Raw genomic sequence first — 21878 nt, 5'->3', positions numbered from 1 at the left:
CTGAGGGAGGGATTCAGGTGGGATCGGCGCCGGCCCGCCGTTCGGCGACCAGGCGCTGGACGAGGACGGCGATCACGATGATCACGCCCTTGGCGACCTGCTGGGTGGCGGTCGTGAGGTTGTTCAGCGTGAAGATGTCGTTGATGGTGGTGAAGACCAGGACGCCCAGCACCGAGCCGACCAGGGTGCCGCGGCCTCCGGTGAGCAGCGTCCCGCCGATGATCACGGCCGCGATGGCGTCTAGCTCGTACAGGTTGCCGTTGGCCGAGGTGCCGCTGCCGGTGAGCACGATCAGCATGAGGCTGGCCACGCCGCAGCAGAGCCCGGACAGGACGTACAGCAGGAGGGTGTGCAGCCGGACGTTGAGCCCGGCGAGCCGGGCGGCCTCCGGGTTGCCGCCGATCGCGAACGTCCGGCGCCCGAACGTCGTGCGGTTCAGCACGATCCAGCCGGCCGCCACGACGAGCGCGAACATGATGACCAGCGGCGGGATCCGGCCGAAGAGGAACTCGTCCTTGTAGCCGAGGTTCACCAGCGTCTGGTTGTCGGCCTTCAGCGTCTGGGTGTGGCCGGACGAGATGTTGATCGCCAGGCCGCGCGCGCTGGCCAGCATCGCGATGGTCACGATGAACGCGACGATCCGCCCGTACGCGATGATCAGCCCGTTGACCAGGCCGCAGCCGACGCCCACCGCGAGTGCGCAGAAGATCACTCCGCCGGTGCCGTACATCTGTGTGGCCTGGGTCGTCGCCCACACCGTCGCGAGCGCCACGATGGCGCCGACCGACAGGTCGATGCCGCCGCCGATGATGACGAAGGTCATGCCGACGGTGACCACGCCGCTGACCGAGGCCAGCGTGAGGATGACGACGACGTTGTCGTAGGTGAGGAACTCCGCCGGCTTGGTCAGCGACCCTGCGAGGATCAGGACGAGGAGTACGCCGAGCAGCCCGAGATTGCGCAGCTCGGCGAGCCGGAACCTCCCGGTGCCCTGGTTCGCGGCCGCCTCGATTCGCGCCCGCTCGTCGGCGGGGGGCTTCTCGGCGGCGTCCGTTCGCATGCCCTCCGGCCCGCTCATGTGCGGCTCCCTTCCATCACGAGGTCGAGCACCTGGTGCTCGTCCAGCCGCCGGGCGTCGTCGTCACGGATGACGCGGCCCTCCCGGATCACCAGTACGCGGTCCGCGAGCCCGAGCACCTCGGGGATCTCGCTCGAGACCAGCACGATGCCCACGCCCGAGTCGGCGAGCTTGCGGATGAGGGCGTACAGCTCGGCGCGGGCGCCCACGTCGACGCCGCGCGTCGGCTCGTCGAGGAGCAGGAGCCGGCAGCCCTTGAGCAGCCAGCGGGCCAGCAGCGTCTTCTGCTGGTTGCCGCCCGAGAGGGTGCGGATCGGCCGCCGCGGGTCGTCCGGGCGGATGTCGAGCGCCCGCACCTCGCGGCGCGCGTCCGCCATCTCGCGGCGCCGGTCCAGCCAGCCCAGCCGCGAGTAGCGGCGCAGGGAGGCGACGCTGACGTTGCCCGCGACGGTGTCGAGCAGGAGCAGGCCCTGGGACTTGCGCTCCTCCGGCGCCAGACCCATGCCGGCGTTTACCGCGGCGACGACGCTCCCGCCGCGCAGCGTACGGCCGTCCAGGACCACCCGGCCCGCGGACGGCCGCCGCGCCCCGTACACCGTCTCCAGGATCTCCGAGCGGCCCGCGCCCACCAGGCCGGCGAGGCCGACGATCTCCCCCGCGCGTACGGAGAAGGACAGGTCGGCGAAGATGCCGGGCAGCGCCAGGCCCTCGACCCTGAGCACCTCGGGCGCCTCGCCGTCGTCCGGCTCCGGGCGGGGTGGGAAGACGTACTCATAGCTGCGGCCGGTCATGTACGCCACCAGCGTCTTCGTCGGTATCGTACGGGCGTCCAGCCCGGCCGCGACCGTACGGCCGTCCTTCAGCACGGTGACGCGGTCGCCGATCTCGCGGATCTCCTCCAGCCGGTGCGAGATGTAGATGACCGCGACCCCGGCGGCGGTGAGCTGGCGGATGACGCGGAAGAGGTTGGCGACCTCGTCGTGGGCGAGCGCCGCCGAGGGCTCGTCCATGACGATGAGGCGCGCGTCGTAGGAGAGCGCGCGGGCCATGCTGACGATCTGGCGGGCCGCCGCGGACAGCCGGTCGACCTCGGTGGCCGGGGAGATCTCCGGGTGCCCGAGCCGGCCGAGCAGTTCGCGTGCCGCGCGGCTCATCTCCCCGCGGCGGGTGAAGCCGAACGCCGACTGCTCGTGGCCGAGGAAGATGTTCATCGCGACCGACAGCCCGCCGACGAGGTCGAGCTCCTGGTAGATCGTGGCGATGCCGAGGCGCAGGGCCGCGGTCGGGCTGGTGAGCTGGGGGGTCTGGTCCTCGTACCAGACGATCTCGCCCTCGTCGGGCTGGTGGGCCCCGGACAGGACCTTGACGAGCGTGGACTTGCCGGCGCCGTTCTGGCCGAGCAGGCAGTGGACCTCTCCCGGGCGTACCTCCAGGTCGACTCCGTCGAGTGCCCGTACGCCCGGGAACTCCTTGACGATCGCGCGCATGGTGAGCAGGGGCGGTTCCGGCACGGGTGCCCTCCCTCATCCGCCTACGTGGCGGCGAAGATGTGGTCGCTGATGAGCCGGGTCGCCCCGATGACCCCGGCGGTGTTCTTGAGCTCGGACAGCACGATCGGCAGGTTCCCCGTCGCGAGCGGCGGGGAGCGGCGGTAGACGACACTCCGGATCTCGGCGAGCAGGATGTGCCCGAGTCCGGCGACGCCGCCCGCGATGACGACCAGACCCGGGTTGAAGAAGCTGATGAGGCCGGCGAGGACGTTGCCGACGCGCCGGCCGCCCTCGCGTACGAGCCGCAGCGCGGTCGGGTCGCCGGCCGCCACGGCGGCGGCCACGTCGAGCGCGGTCAGCTCGCCCGCCTCTTCGAGCCGGTCGGCCAGGAAGGGCGAACGCCCGGCGCGTGCCTCGGTGACCGCGTCCCGCGCCAGGGCGGCGCCGCTGAAGGTCGCCTCCAGGCAGCCGACGTTGCCGCACACGCACGTCGGCCCGTCCTCGTCCACCTGGATGTGCCCGATGTCGCCGGCGCTGCCGGACATGCCGCGGTAGACCTTGCCGTCGACCACGATCCCGCAGCCGACCCCGGTCCCGATCTTCAGCAGCAGGAAGTCCTCGACCGAACGGGCGAGCCCGGCGTGCAGCTCGCCGAGCGCCATGATGTTCACGTCGTTGTCGACCAGGACCGGGCAGCCGAGCCGCTGGCTGACCGCCTCGCGTACGGGGTAGCGGTCCCAGCCCGGCATGATCGGCGGCACGACCGGCATGCCCTCACGGAAGCTGACCGGCCCGGGGACCCCGATTCCGACGCCGTGGATCTCGTCGGCGAGCCCTTCGCCACGCAGCTTGCCGAGCAGGTCGAGCGCCCGCTCCAGCACGACGTCCGGCCCTTCGCGCACGTTGCACGCCATGGCGACGTGGCCGAGGATCTCCAGCTCGCCGTTGGTGACCGCGACGTCGATCGAGGTGGCGCCGATGTCGATGGCGACCACCCGCAGCCGCGCCGCCAGCCGGACGATGCTCGACCGGCGCCCTCCCCGGGAGGCGGCGAGGCCGGCCGGCTCGACCAGGCCGAGCTCGACGAGCCGGTCGATCTCCACGGCGAGCTTGGAACGGGAGAGGTGGACGACGTCCCCGAGCTCCGCGCGTGACCGTGGGCCTTCGTCTCGCAGCAGGCGCAGCAGGCGCTCCTGGTGCACGTTCTCAGGCCGGGTCGTCATCCGCGTCACGCCGTCCTCCGGGGGTCGTGGCGAGGACGCTACCCAGCTTTGTCTGATCTGAGAAGACCTATTTTTGATTTCAGACGAACTTTCCTCTTTTCGAGGACAAAGGTTGGCCCGGGACCTCTGCGCTGGAAGAGGGCGGGGCTGCTTTTCCCTGTGCCGGTCGGCCGTTTCGGGCCGTCAACGCTCTTCATCGGCACGCGCCCGGATGAGATCATTTGCCGGGACGGACGTCCCCCGAGGAGGCGGCAGTGAGTCAACCCCCCGGCGATCCAGGCCGCGAGAAGGCGAACGAGCCGGAGGTGAGCGCGACTCCCCCCGCCCCGCCCGACCCCGAGGCCCCGGAGCCGACCGACTCCGCGCCCCCGGAACCCGAACAGGACACGAACGCCGCCGCGAACCCGCCGGCCGGCCACGACGAACCGGACGGCGGCGCGGTGCCCGGCACCTCCGAATGGCCGAAGCCCGAACCGAGCGACACGGTGAACGACTCCGTCCCGCCGGAGTCCGAAACCGAGCGCGAGACGACGGGCACGGCACTGGGCGCCTCCGCGTCCCCCGAGGAGCCCGGGCAGGACACGGGCGCGGCCCTGGACGACTCCGCACCGCCAGAGGCCGGCGGCGGCGAACCGGGCACCTTTTCGTGGCCGGAGCCCGCACCCGCCCGTGGTACGCCGGGCGCGGCACCCGCGGATCCCGGGCAGTACACGAGCGCCGCCGCGGTGCCGGAGTCCAAGACCGGCGAAGAGCCGGACGCGGCACTCAGCGCGTCCGCGCCGCCGGAGTCCGAGCAGGACACCAACGCCACCTTGAACGACTCCACGCCGCCCGCGCCCGGCCGCGAAGCGCCGGACACCGGTGTGGCCCCGGGTGATCCCGCCGCGTCGCCGACGCCGGTGGCCGGGCCCGCGGAGCAGCAGCCGTGGTGGGCGCAAGGCCAGGGGACTCCCCTGCCGCCCGGCATGCCGCAGCCGCCGCCCGGACAACCCGGACATCCCGCGCCGCCCGGACAACCCGGACTCCCCCCGCCGCCCGGTATGGCCGGACCGCCCGGACCGGCGAACCCCGCCGGTGGACCGCCTCCGCCGTACCGGCCGCAGCCGGCGCCCGCCTGGGCCTATGTCCAGCCCGGTCCGCCGCCTCCCGGCCAACAGCCCCCCGGGCCGCAGCCGCACCCCTGGGCGGCGGCATCGCAACGACCCCCGGCCGGCGAGACCCCCGCCGGGCGCGACCGGCTCGCCGTGCACCTGATCTGGGAGGGTGTCCTCGCGGTCATCGTCGTCGCGCTCCTCATCGGCACGGCGGCGTTCACGCCGCACCAGAACCTCACCGTCGCCCTGGACCAGGCCGGGTACGTCGGCCTGGTGGCCGTCGGCCTCGCCTTCTCGCTGCGGACCGGTTCGCCGAACCTCGCCGTCGGGTCCATCCTCGTCTTCTCCGCGACACTCGCCGCGCACCTCGTCGTCGCCGATCAGTGGAGCAAACCGGCCGCGTTCATCCTGGCGATCCTGCTCGCCACCCTCATCGGGCTACTGCTCGGCATCCTGGTCGCGGTCCTGTCGGTACCCGCCTGGGCGGCGAGCCTCGGGGCCGTCGCCGTGATCCAGGCGATCACGCTCTCCTTCAGCGGCGAGGGCCCGATCATCCCCATACGGTTCGAGGGGTCTTATCCGACCGCCCTCTGGTACGGGCTGTTCTTCGTGCTGTCGGCGGGCGGCGCCGGTCTGTGGCTCCTGCCCGCCGTACGCCGGACGCTGAGCGCGGCCCGGAGCGACGGCGAGCCCGGCAGGTGGACCGGCCCGCGAGCCGGCCTGGGCGCCGTCGCGGGGCTCACCGGGTCGAGCTTCCTCGCCGGGCTGGCCGCCATCCCGGTGCTCATGCGCTTCCAGGAGGCCGACAGCAGCAGCATCAACCTGACGACGGTCGCGTTCGCCGCCGTGCTGTTCGGCGGGGTCAGCGTCTACGGGCGGCGCGCCGGGGTGTTCGGCACCCTGCTCGGCGTCACGATCCTGGCGCTCGTCCAGACGCTGGCCGCCTACAACGACGCCCCGTTCTGGGTGACCACGCTCATCGTCGGCGTGGCCGCCCTGCTCGGCCTCGGCGCGAGCCGTGGCATCGAGAGCGTCACCGACGTGCTGAACCGGCGTCCCGCCAAGGCCGAGGCCTACCCCCAGCAGCCGCTCATCCGCTGACTCAGATCGCCCCGGAGAAGGTGTCGCAGCGGGACGGGGCGCCCGTGTCGTACCCGGTGGAGAACCACTTCTGCCGCTGCGCCGAGGTGCCGTGCGTGAAGGTCTCCGGGTCCGCACGGCCCTGGGCGCGCTTCTGGATGCGGTCGTCGCCGACCGAACCGGCCGCGTCCAGGGCGTCCGCGATGTCGGTGCTGGTGAAGGGCTTGCTGAAGAACCCGGTCTGTACGGCGTGCTTGGCCCACACTCCGGCGTAGCAGTCGGCCTGCAGTTCGAGCCGTACGGAGCCGCTCGTCGCGCCCTGGCGGCTGTCTCCGACCTTGCGCATCGTGCCCAGGGCGTCCTGGACGTGGTGCCCGTACTCATGCGCGACGACGTACGCCTGGGCGAACGGGCCGCCCTTGGCGCCGAACTTGTCGTGCAGTTCGGAGAAGAACCCCAGGTCGAGGTAGACGCGCTTGTCACCCGGGCAGTAGAACGGGCCGACCTCGGCGGTCGCGCTGCCGCACGCCGTGGAGGTCGAGCCGCTGAACAGGCGGGTCGGCGCCACCGAGTAGTCGCGGCCGCTGTCGGCGAACTCCCCGGTCCAGTACTTCTGGACGCTGTTGACCACGCCGACGATGCGGCAGTCCTCGGACTGGTCGGCGTCGGCGCCCGTACGGCACTTGGAGGACAGGTTCCCCGACGACGACGACGCGCCGCCGTCGCCACCGCCCCCGACGATGTGTCCCGGGTTGATGCCGAAGATCAGGGCGACGATCAGGCCGACGACTCCGACCGCGCCTCCCCCGAAGGCCATGCCGCCGAACGGCAGCCCCCCTCCGCCTCGTGAGTCCTCGACCTGTGATGCGTCGAGCTGGGCGTCGTCGTCGAAGTCCACGGCGGTCCTCCCGGGGGGTTCTGGTCCGTCACGACGCCTCGATCCCCATTGGACGGGGAATCTAACGCGCGGGGGCCCGTACCTTTGGATTCGGCCGCTCGGCGGGACGCCTGAGGCGGCGGTCGAGGAGGGTCATCGCGAGGACGACCGCGCCGGCGGCGACCAGTACGGCCGCGAGAGTGTGCAGGCCGGAGTCGGTGACGTCGTCCTTGAAGATGACGCCGGTGACGGTGGCCGAGGCGATGGACCCGAGGTAACCCGACGTACGGAACAGCCCGGAGGCGGTGCCGATCTGGTCGGCCGGGGCCTGGGTGTAGACGGCCGTCTGGTTGCCGACCGACGTGGTGCCGATGGTGACGCCGAAGACCAGCATCACCGCCACGAGCAGGATCGCCGGGCTGCGCACGTCCACGAACAGGATGCCGATCGAGGCGACGAGCATGGACCCGCCGGCGACGATCAGCGGGCCGCGTACGAGGTTGCGGCGCGACAGCGGCCAGGAGACGAACGCGGACATGGCGCCCATCGGCAGCAGGAACAGCCCGGCGCCCTCGGTGGACATGCCCCGCGCGGCCTCCAGCCACTGCGTGACGCCGTACATGACGGTGTAGGAGCCCAGCAGTGTCAGCGCGGTGCGCAGGTACGTACGTGCCAGGGCTCCGTTGGCCACCAGCCCGCGGATGTCGAAGAACGGCGTCGGCGTGCGCAGCTCCCACCAGACCAGCGGGACGGCGAGGACGAGCGCGAGCGCGGCCCAGCCGACCTTCGGCAGCGCCATCACGAAGACGAGCAGCGCGGTCATGGTCGCGGCGAAGCCGACGATGCCGAGGACGTCGACGCGGGCCGCGACCTCGCGGGCGCGCCGGGGCCCCTCCGCCGGGCGGTCGCGCGGGATCCAGCGCGCGGTCATCGCGAGCGCGCCGAGCGTGAGGGGGACGTTGATGAGGAACGCCGAGTGCCAGCCCAGCCACCCGACGAGGACGCCGCCGACGGGCGGCCCGACGGCGGCGGTCGCCATGCCGGCGATGGCCAGGCCGCCGAGCACTCCGCCGGGCGGCGCGGCCAGCCCGGCGGACTCCGCACGGCGGCGGACCAGCACCATCGCCGACGGATAGCCGGCCGAGGTGCCGATCCCGATCAGTACGCGCGCAGTGATGAGCATCGTCAGGTTCTGGCCGATACCGCCGACGACGCCGCCGAGGAGGACGAGCAGGATGCCGGCGAAGAACACCCGGCGCGGCCCGAACTCCTCGGCCAGCTTGCCCGCGGTCGGCTGGGCGACCGTACAGGCCAGGTAGAGGGCGGACACCAGGATGGTCGTGCTGCCGACCGAGACGCGCATTGCGCGGGCGATGGGCACGAGCGCGGTGGCGATGATGGAGCTGTTGACGGGGTTGAGCGCCGCACCGACGAAGAGAGGTGTCACGAACCTCCAGGTGAAGGCCTTCTCGGCCGTCACAGCGCCGGGCCGAGGTCGGCCGCGGCGAACCGCTCCAGGAGTTCGATGGCCCGGTCGAGGCCGGCACGCTCCTCCGGCGCCACGAGCGTGTCGATGGCGCGTACGAGGAACGACCGGCGCAGGGCGCTCATCGAGTCGACCAGCCGGCCGCCGGACTCGTTCGCGCTGATCAGCGTCTTACGGCCGTCGCCGGGGTCGCGCTCGGTCCGTACGAGGCCGGCCGCCTTGAGGACGGCGACGTTCTGCGCGATCGACTGGGGGCTCACGTGCTGGGCGGTGGCGAGGTACGCGGCGGTGACCGGCCCCTCCTCCACGATGTTCTTCAGCACGGCCACCTGGGAGACGGACAGCCCCGTCTCGTGCAGCCCGGCCTCCGCCCGAAGCCGCGACCGCAGCCGCGTGATCGCCACACTCAGCCGCTGCGCCGCCTCCGCCGTATCGCGACCTTCGTACGATTTGTCCATCTTTGGACCTTAGCGCTTTGCCAAGTTACTTGGCCAAGTTGCTTGTTGATCGCCACCCGACCGCCGGCGGCTGAAGGCAGCACACTCGGAGTGGCCGCCCGTATCGGCGCCGGGGCAGGATCGTGGGGCGGCCCACAGATTCGCGCCGGCCGGGCCGGCAGTGACTCCTGCGAGCCGCCGTGAACGCACGTACGCCGCGATGGAGGATGACGATGACCGATGTGACGCAATACGCCGGGTCAGCCACGGATGGGTCCGCCTCCTTAGGGCCGAGCGTCATACCGGCCGGTGACCCGCGGTACGCGAGCCTGCTGCGCGGCCAGAACCACCGCTTCGTGCCCAAGCCCGACTACGTCCACATCGTGACGAACACCGCGCAGGTGATCGACGCGGTGAACCAGGCCGTCTCGGCGGCCAAACGCGTCGTCGTCCGCAGTGGCGGCCACTGCTTCGAGGACTTCGCCGCCTCACCCGACATCGAAGTCCTGATCGACCTGTCGGAGATGAACAGCGTCTTCTACGACGCGGAGCGCCGCGCGTTCGCGATCGAGCCGGGTTCGACGCTCGGTCACGTGTACACCGTGCTGTTCAAGCGGTGGGGCGTGACCATCCCGGCCGGTGAGTGCACCGAGGTCGGGGCCGGCGGCCACCTCGCCGGAGGCGGGTACGGCCCGCTGTCCCGGCGCTACGGATCGGTCGTGGACTACCTCTACGCCGTCGAGGTCGTCGTCGTCGACGAGAGCGGTACGGCCCGTGCCGTCGTCGCCACCAGCGAGGCCGACGACCCGCACCGCGACCTGTGGTGGGCGCATACCGGCGGAGGCGGGGGCAGCTTCGGCGTCGTCACGCGCTACTGGGTGCGCTCCCCCGGCGCCACCTCCGACGACCCGACCGAGCTGCTGCCGAAGGCGCCGAGCCGCTGGCGCACCGAGTACATGATGTGGCCGTGGGACTCCCTGGACGAGGAGACCTTCACCAAGATCATGCACAACTACGCCGGCTGGTTCGAGGCCAACAGCGACCCGGACTCGCCGTACGCGAACCTGTCCGGGTTCTTCCACGGACCCGGCCGTACGGGGGCGGTGCTGGTCGGCGCGTCGGTCGACGACGACCTGCCGGACGCGCGCGAGCTCATGGCCGCCTACTTCGAGGCCATGCAGAAGGACGTCGGCGTCGAGCCCCAGACGATGGCCGGGCCGGTCCAGCCCTGGCTCTACACGGTGTCCTTCCCGGGCTTCGGCGACCTGGGCGACCACATGACGCGACGGTTCAAGATGAAGGCCGCCTACCTCCGCAAGGGCTACACCGACGCGCAGATCTCCACGATCCACAAGTACCTGACCTCACAAGACGCCGACCCCTCGCTGATCCTCATCGGGTACGGCGGCAACGTGAACAAGGTCGAGCCGGCCGCGACCGCGACGGTGCAGCGCGACTCGATCTTCAAGGTGATGGTCATCTCGGTGTGGGCGGACGAGGCCGAGGACGAGGAGCGGCTCGCCCGCAACCGGGAGTTCTACCGCGACATCTACGCCGAGACCGGCGGCGTCCCGGTCCCGGGCGAGGTCAGCGACGGCGCGTACATCAACTATCCCGACGCCGACCTGGCCGACCCGGAGTGGAACACCTCCGGCGTGCCCTGGCACACCCTGTACTGGAAGGACAACTACCCGCGCCTGCAAGAGGTGAAGAAGCGGTACGACCCGCGCGACGTCTTCCGCCACCGGATGTCGATCCGGCTGCCGGAGTAGCCGGCGCCGGGCACGACGGGCGGTCCGCCGGGCGGACCGCCCGTCGCTGTTTTTTCGGTCGGAAAGTTTCCAAACAGCGCATGATCGAAGAAGCTGAAACCGTCGGCCGAGCCAAGAGTGAGAGCGGCTTCCGGCCCCGCGGCGCCCCCACGCCGCGGTGCCCACCCCAGTCATTTGGAGGATCCGGCAGTGAACCACATGGACCACATGGCGAACATGCCAGGCATGCCGAACATGCCGGGCATGAGCCATTCCGTCTCCCCCTGGGACACCACAGGCGCGATTCTGCTCCTCCTCTGGGCCGTCGTGATGTGGGCCGCCGTCGCGGTCCTCGCGTACTCGAACCGCGGGCCGGTCAAACGGTGGATGTTCCACGGCTCGGTCGGCGTGATCGTGCTGGGCGTGATCGGGCAGATCGGCCACTTCCAGGAGCACGTCGCCCAGGCCGGCTACTGGGTCGGGCACCCCAACGCGCAGCCCTGGATGACCCCGTGGGGCACCGGGCTGGCCAACGGCTTCGGCCGGGTGGACCAGTCCAAGCCGTCGCTGGGCATGGAGATCCTGCACCTGACCGGCAACTTCATCTTCCTCGCGGGCCTGGCCGGAATCATGGTCATCACCTACCGCGCGCAGCAGACCCGGGCCCGCAGGTGGGGCAAGATGGGCGTCTGGATGCAGGGCATCCACGGCCTGGAGCACCTCTCCCTGACCCTGTCGGTGGCGTTCGGCGCCAAGCAGGCGATCGGCCTGTCCACCTGGTTCGGCCTGCTCGACCCCGGGCCCGGCCTGTGGACGTACCGGATCTGGTGGCACGCCATCGCCAACGCCATCGGCACGACGATCTTCGCGATCGCTCTCTACCACCTGTGGCGGGAGCGCGCGACGGTCGCCGCCGCGTACGAGACGACCGAGACCGAGACGGCCGGGGAGCGGGCGCCGCGCAGGCGTACGCCCCGCCGCCTGGCCGACCCCTCGACCCCGGCCGTCGCGCTGGAGGAGTAGGACCACCACCTACGTCGGCGAACGGCGAGAAGCCGCAGTCGTCACACGTGCCCAGCCGGTCGAGCGGCAGATGACGCGCCGCCGCCAGCACCCGGTCGCGTACCTCCTCGGGCGTCTCCACCCGGGGGTCGATCGGGTCGATCACGCCGACGAAGATCCGCGCGGTGGCGGGCAGGTGCTCGGCGATGACGGCGAGGACCTTGTCCGGGTCGGGCTCACTGGCGAGCTGGACGTAGAAGCTGCCCGCCTGGAGCTGGAAGAGCCTGGGCAGGAGCCCGGCGTAGTCGACGTCGAGGCTGTGGGTGGAGTCCTGGTCGCCGCCGGGGCAGGTGTGCACGCCGATCCGCGCCCGTTCGTCGGCGGAGAAGCGTTCGAGGACGCGGTTGTTGAGCGCGACGAACTCCTCCAGGACGCCGCCGCTCGGGTCGAGCTTGAGCGAGAGCCGCCCCTCGGTGAAGTCGAGCTGGACGGTGTGGGCGCCCGCGTCGAGGCAGCCGCGGATGTCGGCCTCGGCCTCGTCGGCCAGGTCGTCGAGGAAGGCCGTACGGGGATAGCCGTCGATGCCATCGGCCGGGTAGAGCAGGCTGAGCGCCGACGGCGCGATGACGGCCTGCTTCACCGGGACGCCGGCGTGCTTCTGCGCCTCCCGCAGGTAGCCCTCGGCGTGGGCGGCGTAGCGGAACGGCCCGGCCGTCAGGCGCGGGAGCTGCCGCTGGTGCCCGTCGGCGAACGGGATGACCGCGCCGTCGGGGGCGAGCCCGTCCGCGATCGGGTAGGTGGCGAAGCTCGGTTTGGTCTGCTCGCCGTCGGTGACGACCGGCGAGCCGAGTTGTTCCAGGCGGCTGATGGTGTCGCCCAGGGCCTGGTCCTGGGCGGTTTTCAGCTCGGCGTCGCCGATCCGGCCGGCGGCGTGAGCGGCCATGACGGAAAGGAGTTCGGGAGAGCGAGGGATGCTTCCGATCGGCTCGGTGGGGATGCTCATTGCGCGAGCGTAGGGAGCCCGTTCGTAGCCGTTCAACCACCGTAGGTGACCGCTTTAGGCCTTTCATTAATTCACTGATGCGCGGGCCTTGTGCTACCGGGCGGCATTTCTCCGAAAGTGCGGAATCCTTGGCATTGACAGGGTGGGTGGACCCTAAGGATCATCCGACCGGACATAACTCCTCGTATACCCCCGAAGGAGCACTAATGGCGCATATCGCACTGAACAGCGACGAGCCCGGGATTCGTGGCCTCTTCCACTTCCGTCCGGAGACCGCTCTGCCCCTGAACCAGCTGGCCGAGGTGCTGTTGCGCGGCGACAGCACGCTGAGCCGTGGCGAGCGTGAACTGGTCGCCGCCTACGTGTCGTCGCTCAACCAGTGCCATTTCTGCACCTCTTCACACGCGGCCTTCGCGGCGGCCCAACTGCCCGAGGGGATGGACCTGGTGGACCAGGTTCGAAAGGACCCCGAATCCGCACCGGTATCGCCGAAACTGCGAGCGCTGCTGGACATCGCGGCCGCCGTACAGGCGGGCGGCCGCAACGTCACCGGCGAACAGGCCGACGCCGCGCGCGCCCTCGGCGCCACCGACGTGGAGATCCACGACACCGTGCTCATCGCCGCGGCCTTCTGCATGTTCAACCGCTACGTCGACGGACTCGGCACCTGGGCCCCGGACGACCCGGCCGGCTACGCCGCCGCAGCCGAAATGATCGTCGCCGCCGGCTATGTCGGCACCATGCCGCAGCAGTGACCAGCCCGCCGCGCCACGTCCCCAGCGGAGCCCGCGCCGGCGCGTGACGGGGCCGGGCGGAGAGCCCGGCCCCGTGCGCGTCAGGTGCCTGAGAGGGCCTTCACGACCTCGGCGTAGGACGGGGCCGGGTTCATCATCATCTGCGTCATCAGCACCGGGATCAGCTTGCCGACCCGCTCGCGGAACTCCGGGGTGTCCATCGTCGGGGCGGCCAGCATGTTCACGTACTGGGCCGACGCGTCCGCCAGGACCGGGTCGTGTTCGCCCGCGTCCAGGAGCATGAACGGGTTCGGCGGCAGGCCCGCCAGGATGGCCTCCAGCGGCTCGTTGGCGACCGCCGCCCGCCACAGCGCCGTGCGGCCCTGGTCCTGCAGGATCACGTCGTCGTACCACGGGCGCAGCCACTGCTCGTTCTCCCGTACGCCCGACACCGGGTCGCCGGCGGCCACCGCCGTCGCCAGCCGGATCGCCTGGCCCAACCCCAAGGCCGCGCCCCGGCCGAACGTCGGGTCCGTCACGCACAGCGCGTCGCCGATCGGCAGGTAGCCCGACGGGGCCGAAGGAGAAAGAGTGCGCATCACGTTGCGCAGGCCCGCCATCGGGACGACCTCGCTCACCGGCGTACTCACGCCCGGCTTCAGCCACGGCTCGAACTGCGGGAACAGGCCCAGCACCCGCGAGAACGCGGAGGCGTCGCGCAGGTCCTTCAGCGTCTCGTCCTCCGGCAGCCGGCCCACGTCGATCGAGAACGAACCGTGGTCGTGGCTGAACAGCGCCACGCCGTACCCGAGGCCGTCCACGACCGTCACCGTCCCGTAGCGGGTCGGCGGCGGCGCGACGCCCTCGGCCAACCGGTAGAAGCGGCTGTTGTACACCTTGCCGCACTCCACGTCGGCCACGACCTCCGTCCACGACGGGGCCAGGCGTGAGCGTGCTCCGCACGCGTCGACGACCAGGTCGTACGGCACCACGTCATCGGAAACACGCACGCCGCTCACCGCGGACCCCGAGGTCACGATCTCCTGTACGGAGGCGCCCGCGTGGTACGGGATCGCGTCACGGTCGAGCGCCCGGCGCAGCGCCCACTCCACCACGCTCCGCCTCGCCGCCAGCATCACCTGGTCGGGGGTGGCGCCCGGCGAGGCGAGCGGCACCTCGCCGACGCCGTTCGCGATGAGGTCATCATGCACGTCGGGCAGGTGCGAGATGAGCTGCTTGCGGAACAGGCCGAGGAAGACGTGCGGATGCCGGGTCTGCGGCGCGCCCGGACGCGTACGGGCACCGGCGTCCAGCACGTCGGACGGGCCCTCCGGGTCGCGTTCGTACACCTCGACGTGCTGTCCCTGGCGGGACAGCAGAAGCGCGGTGCAAAGGCCCGCGACACCGGCGCCGACGACGGCTGTGCGTTCGTTCAAGGTCTTCTCCAAATCACCATTCGGTCAGGACGTGCCGTGGCCCGTGGAAGGAGGCGTTGGGCAGGTAGGTGAACTCCTGGCCGGGGACCAGGCGCATGCCGGGCAGCCGGCGGGTGAGCTCTTCGAGGATGATCCGCATCTCCAGCCGGGCCAGCGGCGCGCCCATGCAGTTGTGGCTGCCCACTCCGAACGTCAGGTGGCGCTTGGCGTTCGGCCGGTGGATGTCGAAGCGGCCGGGGTCGGGGAAGACCCGCTCGTCGTGGTTGCCCGAGCCGATGACGAGCAGCAGTCGCCCGCCGGCGGGGATGGTCACGCCGCCCAGGACGACCTCGCGCACCGCCGTACGCCGCCAGCACAGCACCGACGAGGAGTAGCGCAGGCACTCCTCGACCGCATTCGGGATCAGCGACGGGTCCTCGCCGAGCGCCTGCCAGACGCCGGGCTCGGCGAGCAGGTGCCGCAGGGCGTTCGCGGTGGCGTTGGTCGTGGTCTCGTGCGCGGCGACCAGGCCGCTCATCATCATGTTCTGCAGGTGGTTGTCGTTGACGAGTTCGGGGTCCTGGCGGTGCACCTCGATGGCGCGCGGCACCCAGCCCCGGCCCGGCTCGCGCTTCAGCCGGTCGACCAGCTCGCCTGACAGCCGCCACCAGCGGCCCACCTGGTCCGCGATCTCGACCTGGTGCTCGGCGGAGGGCTTTCCCCAGGTGAACAGGCCCATCTTGATCGTGTAGTGGCGGGCGCGCTCGACGTCCTCGTCGGGCACGCCGGCGACGAGCAGGCCGACGATCGCCGGGACCTCCCACAGCAGGTCGTCGACCATGTCGGCGTGGCCGCGCGAGGCGAACGCGTCGATGTAGCGCGTGACCAGGTCGCGGATGCGGCCCTCCAGCTTGGCGACCTCGTCGGCGGCCAGCGGCGGGGCGAGTTCCTTGCGCCGCCGCAGGTGCAGAGGAGGGTCCTCGTTGACGAGTACGGGACCGGGCGCGAAGTCATAGGAGGCCAGCCGCTCGCGTGCCTCCGGCGCCAGCGGCGTCAAGGGGTCCAGCGCGATCGCGGCGGAGTAGGCGCGCGTGTCGCGGAACGCCTCCTTGATGTCGGCATAGCGGGAGACGACCCAGTAGTCCAGCTCGGAGCTGTAGAAGACCGGCTCGTGCGCGCGGGCGGCGGCCAGTGCGCCGGCCGGGTCCTGCTGGTACTCCTCGCCGAACGGGTCGAAGGACATCGGGCAGCCGGACTGCGTCTGCGTCACGACAAAAGCTCCTCTCAGCGTGGCGCGCGAAGCACCACGGCGCAGTTGATCCCGCTGAACGCGACGCTGTTGGACACCGCGGTGCCGATGACCGCCGGCACGGCCGCGCGCCCCGCCAGCGTCGGGGCGGGGTCGAGGGGCACGTCCAGGTTCGGGTTGGGGTGGACGAAGCCGTCGCGCATCTGGAGCAGCGTCGCCACGATCTCCAGCAGCCCGGCGGCGCCCATGCAGTGCCCGATCAGCGGTTTGGTGGAGTTGACGAGCGGCCTCGCGCCGAACACCTCCGTCAGCGCGTGTGCCTCGGCCTCGTCGCCGACGACCGAGCCGGTCCCGTGCGCGTTCACGTAGTCGACCTCGCGGGGCGAGACGCCCGCGCCGTCGAGTGCCGTACGCAGCGCGGCGACCTGCCCGGCCGGGTCGGGCCGCGTCCCGCGCCTGCCGTCGAGCCGCTGCCCGTGGCCGGCGATCCGGGCCATCGGCTTGGCGCCGCGCGCCGCCGCCACGTCGCCGTCCTCGAGGAGTACCGCCGCCGCGCCCTGGCCGTACACGAAGCCCTCGCGGCTCACGTCGAACGGCCGGCAGAGCCGCGCCGGGTCCGAGGAGTCCGAACCCGCCATCGCACCGCTCGCCTGGAAGGACCGCAGCTCGGCGTCGGACAGCTCGCAGAGCGGCGCCACGACGAGACAGCGTCGCAGGACGCCCGCGGCGATCATCCGGCTCGCCAGGACGACCGCCACGGTCCCGCTCGCCGAGGCCGCCCCGGCCTGCCAGCCCTCGCCGCGTACGCCGGTCGCCTCGCTCACCACCCCGATCACGTCGGTGTCGAGGTGGGTGAGGGCGTGCGACGGGCGCAGGCTGGCGGGACGCGCCTCGAACCGCCGCGCCGCCTCCGCCTGGTAGGACAGGTTCAGGTTGTTGCCGGCGACGACCAGGCCGGTCTCGTCCAGGTCGGCCCCGGAGAGCCCGCGTACGGCGGCGGCCGAGACGCAGGCCCCGGTCCGCCCGGGCAGCGCGGCGCGGCCGGTGACCCGGACCAGCCGCCCGGCGGTCGCGGGGTCGACCCGCCGCTCCGCCCAGCCGCGCACGTCGAAGCCGCCGAGCCAGGCCGCCGCGGGCGTACGGGCCTCGGGGCCGGCCTCGTCGCGCGTCGCACGCACGCCGCTCCGGCCCTCGCGGAGCGCGGCCGAGAAACCGTCCAGGTCCTCGGCCACGGAGGTGAGCACCTCGGCGGCGGTGACGACCACCTCACGTCCGCCCACGTCAGCCCCTTGCCGCGGGCACGGGTCTGGTCTGGGGCGCGAAGCCGAGCGGTGTACGGGCGAAGGGGTAGCCGGGCAGCCGGACCCGCCGCGTCGGCGTGCGTTCCCACAGGGCCGCCCAGTCGGCGTCCTCTCCCTCCAGCCAGGCGGCGCACACCGACGCGGCCTCCGGCGCCAGCTCGTCGAGGCCGTCGACCGCGAGCTTGTCCAGCCGCTCGATGAGTTCCTCGCGCGACCGCGCGACGACGACGGCCCGGTGGGGCAGGTGGTCGCGCCCGGCCTGCAGGGTCCAGGCGGTCGTGGTCAGCGCGGGAGCGCCCGTACGGGACAGGAAGGCCGAGAGCCGGGCGGCCAGCTCCGGCAGCGCGTCGGGCCGGGCGGCGCTCAGGGGTACGGGAACCGGCGCGGGCCCCCACTCGCCGGCGTCGGGCGCCGCGGCGGACGGCGCCTCCTCCAGGACGACGTGCGCGTTCGAGCCGCCGACGCCGAACGAGCTGATGCCCAGCCGCCGGGGCTCATCCGAGCGCGGCCACGGCACCTCGCCCTCGGGGACCTCCGTGGCGGTCAGGCCGGCGTCGGCGCCCAGGCGCAGGAGCCCGGTGCTCGCCGGAATGGCCTCGTTGAGCAGCACGAGGACGCCCTTGACCAGGCTCGCCGAGCCCGCCGCGGCCTCCAGGTGGCCGACGACCGCCTTCACCGAGCCCATCCACATCCGCCCGTCCGGGCCGCAGCCCGCGGGCACGCCGCCGGGCTCCGAACGCAGGAGCACGCGCAGCCCCTCGACCTCCAGGGCGTCCGCCTTGGTGCCGGGCGCGTGCGACTCCAGGTAGCCCAGCGCGCCCGCGCCGAGCCCCGCCTGGTCGAGGGCGCGCCGCATCAGCCGGGCCTGGGACTGCGAGTCGGTCTTGGTGAGCCCGCCCGCGTGGCCGTCGTGGTTGGTCGCGACCCCGGGGATCACCGCCACGACCGGGCTCTGGGAGGCGAGCGCGTCGTCGAGCCGCATGAGCACGAAGGACAGCGCGCCCTCGCCCCGGATGTAACCGTCCGCGTCGGCCGAGAACGGCCGGCAGACTCCCGAGGGGGACAGCGCGCCCATGTACGCCATCGCGGCGGAGTACCAGCCCTCGACGACCACGTTGGAGGCGCCGACGAGAGCCGTGTCGATGTCCCCGGCGCGTAGGGCGGACACGGCGAGCGCGACCGCGCTCAGGCCGCTCGAGCAGCCGGTGTCGATCGTCATGCTCGGCCCGCGCAGGTCGTACTGGTGCGACAGCCGGTTGGCGAGGTAGGTCGACAGGCCGCCGACGGCGGAGTAGCGGTCGACGGTCCCGGTCCGCATCATCCGCTCGCGGAAGTCGGCGGTGGCCGAGGCCACGTAGACCCCGACCTCCTCGCCGCGCAGCGAGGACGGCGGGATGCCGGCCGCCTCGAACGCGTGCCAGCTCGTCTCCAGCAGCAGGCGCTGCTGGGGATCCATCCAGACCGCCATGCGCCGGCCGATGCGGAAGAAGTTCAGGTCGAAGGCGTCGACGTCGGGCAGCAGCGCGGCGGTGAGGCCGCCGGGCCCGACGACGTCGGCGTCGTAGCCGGGGCGCCGGGACTCGGGTACGTCCTGGGCCACGAGGCGGCCGGCCGCCAGCGTCTCCCAGAACTGTTCGAGGTCGTCACCGCCCGGGACCCGGCAGGCCAGGCCGACGATCGCCACGGGCGTCGCTGTCATGTGCGCTTCTCCTCGGGTCGCCAGATCTCCTCGGGCCGCCCGTACCGCTCGGCGACCAGCCGCCGGCGGTCCGGCGACTCCCATGCCTCCTCGTGCCGGGGGATCTCGATCGCGGTGGCGGCGTCGCTCGCCCGCAGCATCCGCCCGGCGAGCTGCGCCTTGAGGAGTTCGAGCGTCCGCCGCGGCGCGCGCGCGATCCCCTCCGCCAGCCCCAGCGCGACCGGCAGCACCTCGTCGTGCGGCACGATCCGTACGGGGGCCGAGCGGGCGCGCAGCTCCGCGCCCCGGTAGCCGCGGGCGGTCAGCAGCATCTCCGCGCCGAGCGTCGAGCCGAGCCGCTCCGGCAGCAGCCACGTCGTCCCGTACTCCGGGGCCAGCCCGTAGTTGGCGAAGTTGGCCGCGTACACCGAGCGCTCGGACAGGACCGGCACGTCGGCGTACAGGCCCTGGGTCAGGCCGCCGCCCAGCGCGTGGCCGCGCATCGCCGAGACCACCGGCAGCGGGCAGTGCGGGAAGGCCCGCATGAACGGCTCCATCACCGCCCGGTCGGGCCGCATGAGGTAGCCCTTGCTCGCGCCGGTGGCGAACAGGTGCGGCAGCCCGGTCACCAGGAGCACGCGCGTGCCCGGGTCCGCCACCGCGAGCTCCAGCGCCTTGGCCAGGCCCGAGACCATGTCGGAGGTGACGGCGTTGCCTTCGCTCTCGTCCTCCATGCGGACCCGCGCCACGGGCTCGCCGGTCACGACCGTGACCGGCCCGCACATTTCCTCGCTCATGTCAGCACCCCCTCCGCGCGCAGCCGCTCGATGCGGGCGCGTACGGCGGGGTCGGCGACCCTCCGCCGCAGGACCCGCCGCGCGTGCTCGGGATAGTCGGCGGGCAGCGGGTGCAGCCGCCGGCGGCAGGCCTTCAGCTCGCCGACCAGGTCGGCGGACGGCATCCGCCGCAGCGCGAGGAGGACCCGGCGTACGGACTCCCACGGGCGCTCGCCGGCCTCGTCCACCAGCCCGATACCGCGGGCCGCCTCGGCGTCGTGGCGTTCGGCCAGCACGCTCATCCGCAGCATCCCGTGCTCACCGGTCCGCGCCGTCACGAACGGCATGATCAGCGCGGGGACCAGCCCGAGCAGCAGCTCGGTCAGCCGGAAGCTCGCGTCCGGGCCGGCGAAGACGAAGTCGCACGCGGCCGCCACCCCGACGCCGCCGCCGACCGCGCTCCCCTCGACCACCGCGACGCTGGCGAGACGGCCGCCCGCGAGCGCGGTCAGCAGCTCCCACACGACGTCGCCGGGCTCGTCGAGGCCCGACAGGTCCATCCCGGTGCAGAACACCGGGCCGTCCGCCGCGAGCACGACCGCCCGGCAGGCCGGGTCGGCCTCGGCCGCGCGCAGCCCGTCGAGCAGGCGCCGCGCCGTCGCCGCGTCCAGGGGCCCGCCCACGTCGAGGCGGACCCAGGTCGCGTCGGCTACCGGGCCGGCAGCCATGTGTACTCCCTGCGGTAGTCCTGGATCGTGGTGAGGACCGCGCGGGGGCGGGCGCCCGCGCCCCACGAGGCGAGCACGTCCGGCTCCGGCTTGGCGTCGCAGGCCCCGAACATCGTCGTCGCGCCGGTCTCCATGGCCTCGTCGTACTCGGCCACCGTCAGCCGCCGCCGCGCCGTCAGCTCGCCGGCGAACCCGGCCGACTCGACGATCTCCGCGGCGCCGGACGGGACGCGGCAGCCGAAGAACTCCGAGGAGCACCCCGAGCCGTAGCTGAAGACGCCGAGCCGCTCTCCCTCGCCGTACGCGATCGCACTCGACATGGCGAGCAGCGTCGTGGCGGCGTAGACGTTGCCGACCTCGCGCGGGAACCGCAGCGAGGGCTCGACGCGCCGGGTGAAGTCCTCCTGCACCTCGCCCGGACGAAGGTCGCTGAGCTTGCGCAGCCCCGTACGGTGCGCGCCGCGGACCATGCCGGGGAACGGCGTGTGCATCGCCAGCAGGTCGAAGGACCGGGCGAAGTCGGCGCCGGGGACGCGGGAGGCGTAGTCGAGGAAGGCGCCGCGCAGGCATTCGAGGTAGGCCATCAGCGACAGGTCGGTGTCGACCACGTCGACGTCCGCGCGCGGGCGGGCGAAGTCGGTGATCTCGTAGCCGTAGCAGCCCGACGTGCCCGGGGTCAGCTCGACCACGCGGGGCCGCGCGCCGACCAGGACCGCCACCGCGCCGGCGCCCTGCGCGGGCTCGGCATAGGTGCCCTTGTTCGGCCCGGGCAGGTCGGAGGCGATCACGAGCACCCGGCTCTCCGGCTCGACGGCGACCAGGGCCGCCGCCATCTGCAGCGCGGCGATCCCGCCGTAGCAGGCCTCCTTGACCTCCAGGAGCCGGCACGTACGCGGCAGCTCCAGTAGCCGGTGGACGTACGTGCTGGCCGCTTTGGACAGGTCGAACGCGGACTCGGTGGCCACGATGACCGCGCGTACGGTCGCCTTCTCCTCCTCCGTCAGCGCGTCGGTCAGCGGGCGGGCCGCGGTCGCGGCCATCGCCACGACGTCCTCGCCGGGCGCGGCCACGCTCTTGTTCCGCATTCCCAGGTTGGCGATCCGCGCCCGGTCCAGGCCGCGCGCCTCGAAGAGGTCCTCGACGTCCACGTACGCACTGCCGCAGTAGGCGCTGATCGCCTCGATGCCCACCGTCATGCCGCTCACCCCTTCGCTCATCGCGATGCGTTCGCGCCGTCCCACAGCGCGTCGATCAGCCCCCCGATGTCGTGCACGTCAGCGAGCCGGTCGGTGCTCAGCTCCAGGCCGATCCGGTCCATCGCCCCGGCGACCACGTCCAGCCGGTCGAGTGAGTCGCAGCCGAGGTCGGTCATGCTGCGGTCCTCCCGGATCTCGGCCGGGTCGACGTCGGGGCGGACGGCCGCGATGGTGTCGCGCACCACCGTGAAGACCTGCTCTCTGCGCATCGTCACCGGCG

The 21878-nt window shown here is 72.4% G+C and carries 18 protein-coding genes and 1 pseudogene; 4 read left to right on the top strand and 15 right to left on the bottom strand.

The window, feature by feature from the left end; translation table 11 throughout:
• Nucleotides 1-13 precede the first annotated feature (13 nt).
• Genes QWU11_RS16910 through QWU11_RS16900 form a run of 3 tightly spaced genes read right to left on the bottom strand, consistent with a single transcriptional unit; the run spans nt 14 to nt 3791 of the window.
• Nucleotides 14-1078 carry an ABC transporter permease gene (locus QWU11_RS16910; RefSeq protein ID WP_290109601.1) on the bottom strand — a complete coding sequence of 355 codons (1065 nt, stop codon included), beginning with the start codon at nt 1076-1078 and terminating at the stop codon, nt 14-16.
• Entirely contained in the window at nt 1075-2589 is a 1515-nt protein-coding gene (locus QWU11_RS16905; protein ID WP_290109590.1) for a sugar ABC transporter ATP-binding protein, read from the bottom strand. Before QWU11_RS16905 ends, QWU11_RS16910 begins: the two co-directional genes overlap by 4 nt.
• A gap of 20 nt (nt 2590-2609) precedes the next feature.
• Nucleotides 2610-3791: an ROK family transcriptional regulator gene (locus QWU11_RS16900; RefSeq protein WP_290109568.1), complete on the bottom strand. Its 1182-nt coding sequence runs from the start codon at nt 3789-3791 to the stop codon at nt 2610-2612.
• A gap of 254 nt (nt 3792-4045) precedes the next feature.
• Here QWU11_RS16900 and QWU11_RS16895 point away from each other — a divergent pair, with 254 nt between their 5' ends.
• The gene (locus tag QWU11_RS16895; protein ID WP_290109522.1) at nt 4046-5986 is read left to right on the top strand and encodes a hypothetical protein; all 1941 of its coding nucleotides are present in this window, start codon (nt 4046-4048) and stop codon (nt 5984-5986) included.
• Between the two features lies 1 nt (nt 5987).
• On the opposite strand, the gene QWU11_RS16890 is transcribed toward QWU11_RS16895, so the two are convergent.
• The 3 genes from QWU11_RS16890 to QWU11_RS16880 all read right to left on the bottom strand — a co-directional run bounded on the left by QWU11_RS16890 (nt 5988) and on the right by QWU11_RS16880 (nt 8786).
• Nucleotides 5988-6863: a neutral zinc metallopeptidase gene (locus tag QWU11_RS16890; RefSeq protein ID WP_290109520.1), complete on the bottom strand. Its 876-nt coding sequence runs from the start codon at nt 6861-6863 to the stop codon at nt 5988-5990.
• 61 nt (nt 6864-6924) lie between these two features.
• The gene (locus QWU11_RS16885; RefSeq protein ID WP_290109506.1) at nt 6925-8289 is read right to left on the bottom strand and encodes an MFS transporter; all 1365 of its coding nucleotides are present in this window, start codon (nt 8287-8289) and stop codon (nt 6925-6927) included.
• A gap of 29 nt (nt 8290-8318) precedes the next feature.
• Nucleotides 8319-8786: a MarR family transcriptional regulator gene (locus QWU11_RS16880; RefSeq protein ID WP_290109504.1), complete on the bottom strand. Its 468-nt coding sequence runs from the start codon at nt 8784-8786 to the stop codon at nt 8319-8321.
• Nucleotides 8787-8998: 212 nt separating this feature from the next.
• On the opposite strand from QWU11_RS16880, the gene QWU11_RS16875 reads away from it, so the two are divergent.
• Together QWU11_RS16875 and QWU11_RS16870 are read left to right on the top strand one after the other, a co-directional pair.
• Nucleotides 8999-10537, top strand: a complete 1539-nt coding sequence (locus QWU11_RS16875; RefSeq protein WP_290109498.1) for an FAD-binding oxidoreductase — start codon at nt 8999-9001, stop codon at nt 10535-10537.
• Between the two features lie 243 nt (nt 10538-10780).
• On the top strand, nt 10781-11539 hold the full coding sequence (locus tag QWU11_RS16870; RefSeq protein ID WP_354670855.1) for a DUF6008 family protein: 759 nt from the start codon (nt 10781-10783) through the stop codon (nt 11537-11539).
• An 88-nt stretch (nt 11540-11627) separates the two neighbouring features.
• On the opposite strand, the pseudogene QWU11_RS16865 reads toward QWU11_RS16870, so the two are convergent.
• Nucleotides 11628-12461 (bottom strand): annotated as a pseudogene (locus tag QWU11_RS16865) (5-methyltetrahydropteroyltriglutamate--homocysteine methyltransferase); the annotation flags it as partial.
• A 266-nt stretch (nt 12462-12727) separates the two neighbouring features.
• On the opposite strand from QWU11_RS16865, the gene QWU11_RS16860 reads away from it, so the two are divergent.
• The gene (locus tag QWU11_RS16860) at nt 12728-13276 is read left to right on the top strand and encodes a peroxidase-related enzyme (protein ID WP_290109478.1); all 549 of its coding nucleotides are present in this window, start codon (nt 12728-12730) and stop codon (nt 13274-13276) included.
• 80 nt (nt 13277-13356) lie between these two features.
• Here the strand turns inward: QWU11_RS16860 and QWU11_RS16855 are convergent, their stop codons facing one another.
• Genes QWU11_RS16855 through QWU11_RS16820 form a run of 8 tightly spaced genes read right to left on the bottom strand, consistent with a single transcriptional unit; the run spans nt 13357 to nt 21867 of the window.
• The gene (locus QWU11_RS16855; protein ID WP_290109469.1) at nt 13357-14691 is read right to left on the bottom strand and encodes an NAD(P)-binding protein; all 1335 of its coding nucleotides are present in this window, start codon (nt 14689-14691) and stop codon (nt 13357-13359) included.
• A 13-nt stretch (nt 14692-14704) separates the two neighbouring features.
• A complete protein-coding gene (locus tag QWU11_RS16850; RefSeq protein WP_290109451.1) occupies nt 14705-15940 on the bottom strand; it encodes a cytochrome P450 in 1236 nt (411 codons plus the stop codon).
• Between the two features lie 14 nt (nt 15941-15954).
• A complete protein-coding gene (locus tag QWU11_RS16845) occupies nt 15955-17199 on the bottom strand; it encodes a beta-ketoacyl synthase N-terminal-like domain-containing protein (protein ID WP_290109450.1) in 1245 nt (414 codons plus the stop codon).
• 1 nt (nt 17200) lies between these two features.
• Entirely contained in the window at nt 17201-18919 is a 1719-nt protein-coding gene (locus QWU11_RS16840) for a polyketide synthase (RefSeq protein WP_290109422.1), read from the bottom strand.
• Nucleotides 18916-19695, bottom strand: a complete 780-nt coding sequence (locus QWU11_RS16835; protein ID WP_290109414.1) for a polyketide synthase — start codon at nt 19693-19695, stop codon at nt 18916-18918. The genes QWU11_RS16840 and QWU11_RS16835 overlap by 4 nt, the downstream gene beginning before the upstream one ends.
• On the bottom strand, nt 19692-20402 hold the full coding sequence (locus QWU11_RS16830) for an enoyl-CoA hydratase-related protein (RefSeq protein ID WP_290109377.1): 711 nt from the start codon (nt 20400-20402) through the stop codon (nt 19692-19694). Before QWU11_RS16830 ends, QWU11_RS16835 begins: the two co-directional genes overlap by 4 nt.
• Entirely contained in the window at nt 20384-21619 is a 1236-nt protein-coding gene (locus QWU11_RS16825; RefSeq protein WP_290109374.1) for a hydroxymethylglutaryl-CoA synthase, read from the bottom strand. The genes QWU11_RS16830 and QWU11_RS16825 overlap by 19 nt, the downstream gene beginning before the upstream one ends.
• Nucleotides 21616-21867, bottom strand: a complete 252-nt coding sequence (locus QWU11_RS16820) for a phosphopantetheine-binding protein (protein ID WP_290111388.1) — start codon at nt 21865-21867, stop codon at nt 21616-21618. Before QWU11_RS16820 ends, QWU11_RS16825 begins: the two co-directional genes overlap by 4 nt.
• Between the last annotated feature and the right edge of the window lie 11 nt (nt 21868-21878).

This window comes from Actinomadura sp. DC4 (genome assembly GCF_030406325.1).
Classification (GTDB): Bacteria; Actinomycetota; Actinomycetes; order Streptosporangiales; family Streptosporangiaceae; genus Actinoallomurus.
This window is presented reverse-complemented; position numbering and strand designations above follow the sequence as displayed.

Bases quoted from the DNA above. Each gene is read 5' to 3' on its own strand.
- QWU11_RS16910 (WP_290109601.1), bottom strand. From the start codon at position 1,078: ATGAGCGGGCCGGAGGGCATGCGAACGGACGCCGCCGAGAAGCCCCCC.
- QWU11_RS16900 (WP_290109568.1), bottom strand. From the start codon at position 3,791: ATGACGACCCGGCCTGAGAACGTGCACCAGGAGCGCCTGCTGCGCCTG.
- QWU11_RS16880 (WP_290109504.1), bottom strand. From the start codon at position 8,786: ATGGACAAATCGTACGAAGGTCGCGATACGGCGGAGGCGGCGCAGCGG.
- QWU11_RS16875 (WP_290109498.1), top strand. From the start codon at position 8,999: ATGACCGATGTGACGCAATACGCCGGGTCAGCCACGGATGGGTCCGCC.
- QWU11_RS16870 (WP_354670855.1), top strand. From the start codon at position 10,781: ATGAGCCATTCCGTCTCCCCCTGGGACACCACAGGCGCGATTCTGCTC.
- QWU11_RS16860 (WP_290109478.1), top strand. From the start codon at position 12,728: ATGGCGCATATCGCACTGAACAGCGACGAGCCCGGGATTCGTGGCCTC.
- QWU11_RS16840 (WP_290109422.1), bottom strand. From the start codon at position 18,919: ATGACAGCGACGCCCGTGGCGATCGTCGGCCTGGCCTGCCGGGTCCCG.
- QWU11_RS16835 (WP_290109414.1), bottom strand. From the start codon at position 19,695: ATGAGCGAGGAAATGTGCGGGCCGGTCACGGTCGTGACCGGCGAGCCC.
- QWU11_RS16830 (WP_290109377.1), bottom strand. From the start codon at position 20,402: ATGGCTGCCGGCCCGGTAGCCGACGCGACCTGGGTCCGCCTCGACGTG.
- QWU11_RS16825 (WP_290109374.1), bottom strand. From the start codon at position 21,619: ATGAGCGAAGGGGTGAGCGGCATGACGGTGGGCATCGAGGCGATCAGC.
- QWU11_RS16820 (WP_290111388.1), bottom strand. From the start codon at position 21,867: ATGCGCAGAGAGCAGGTCTTCACGGTGGTGCGCGACACCATCGCGGCC.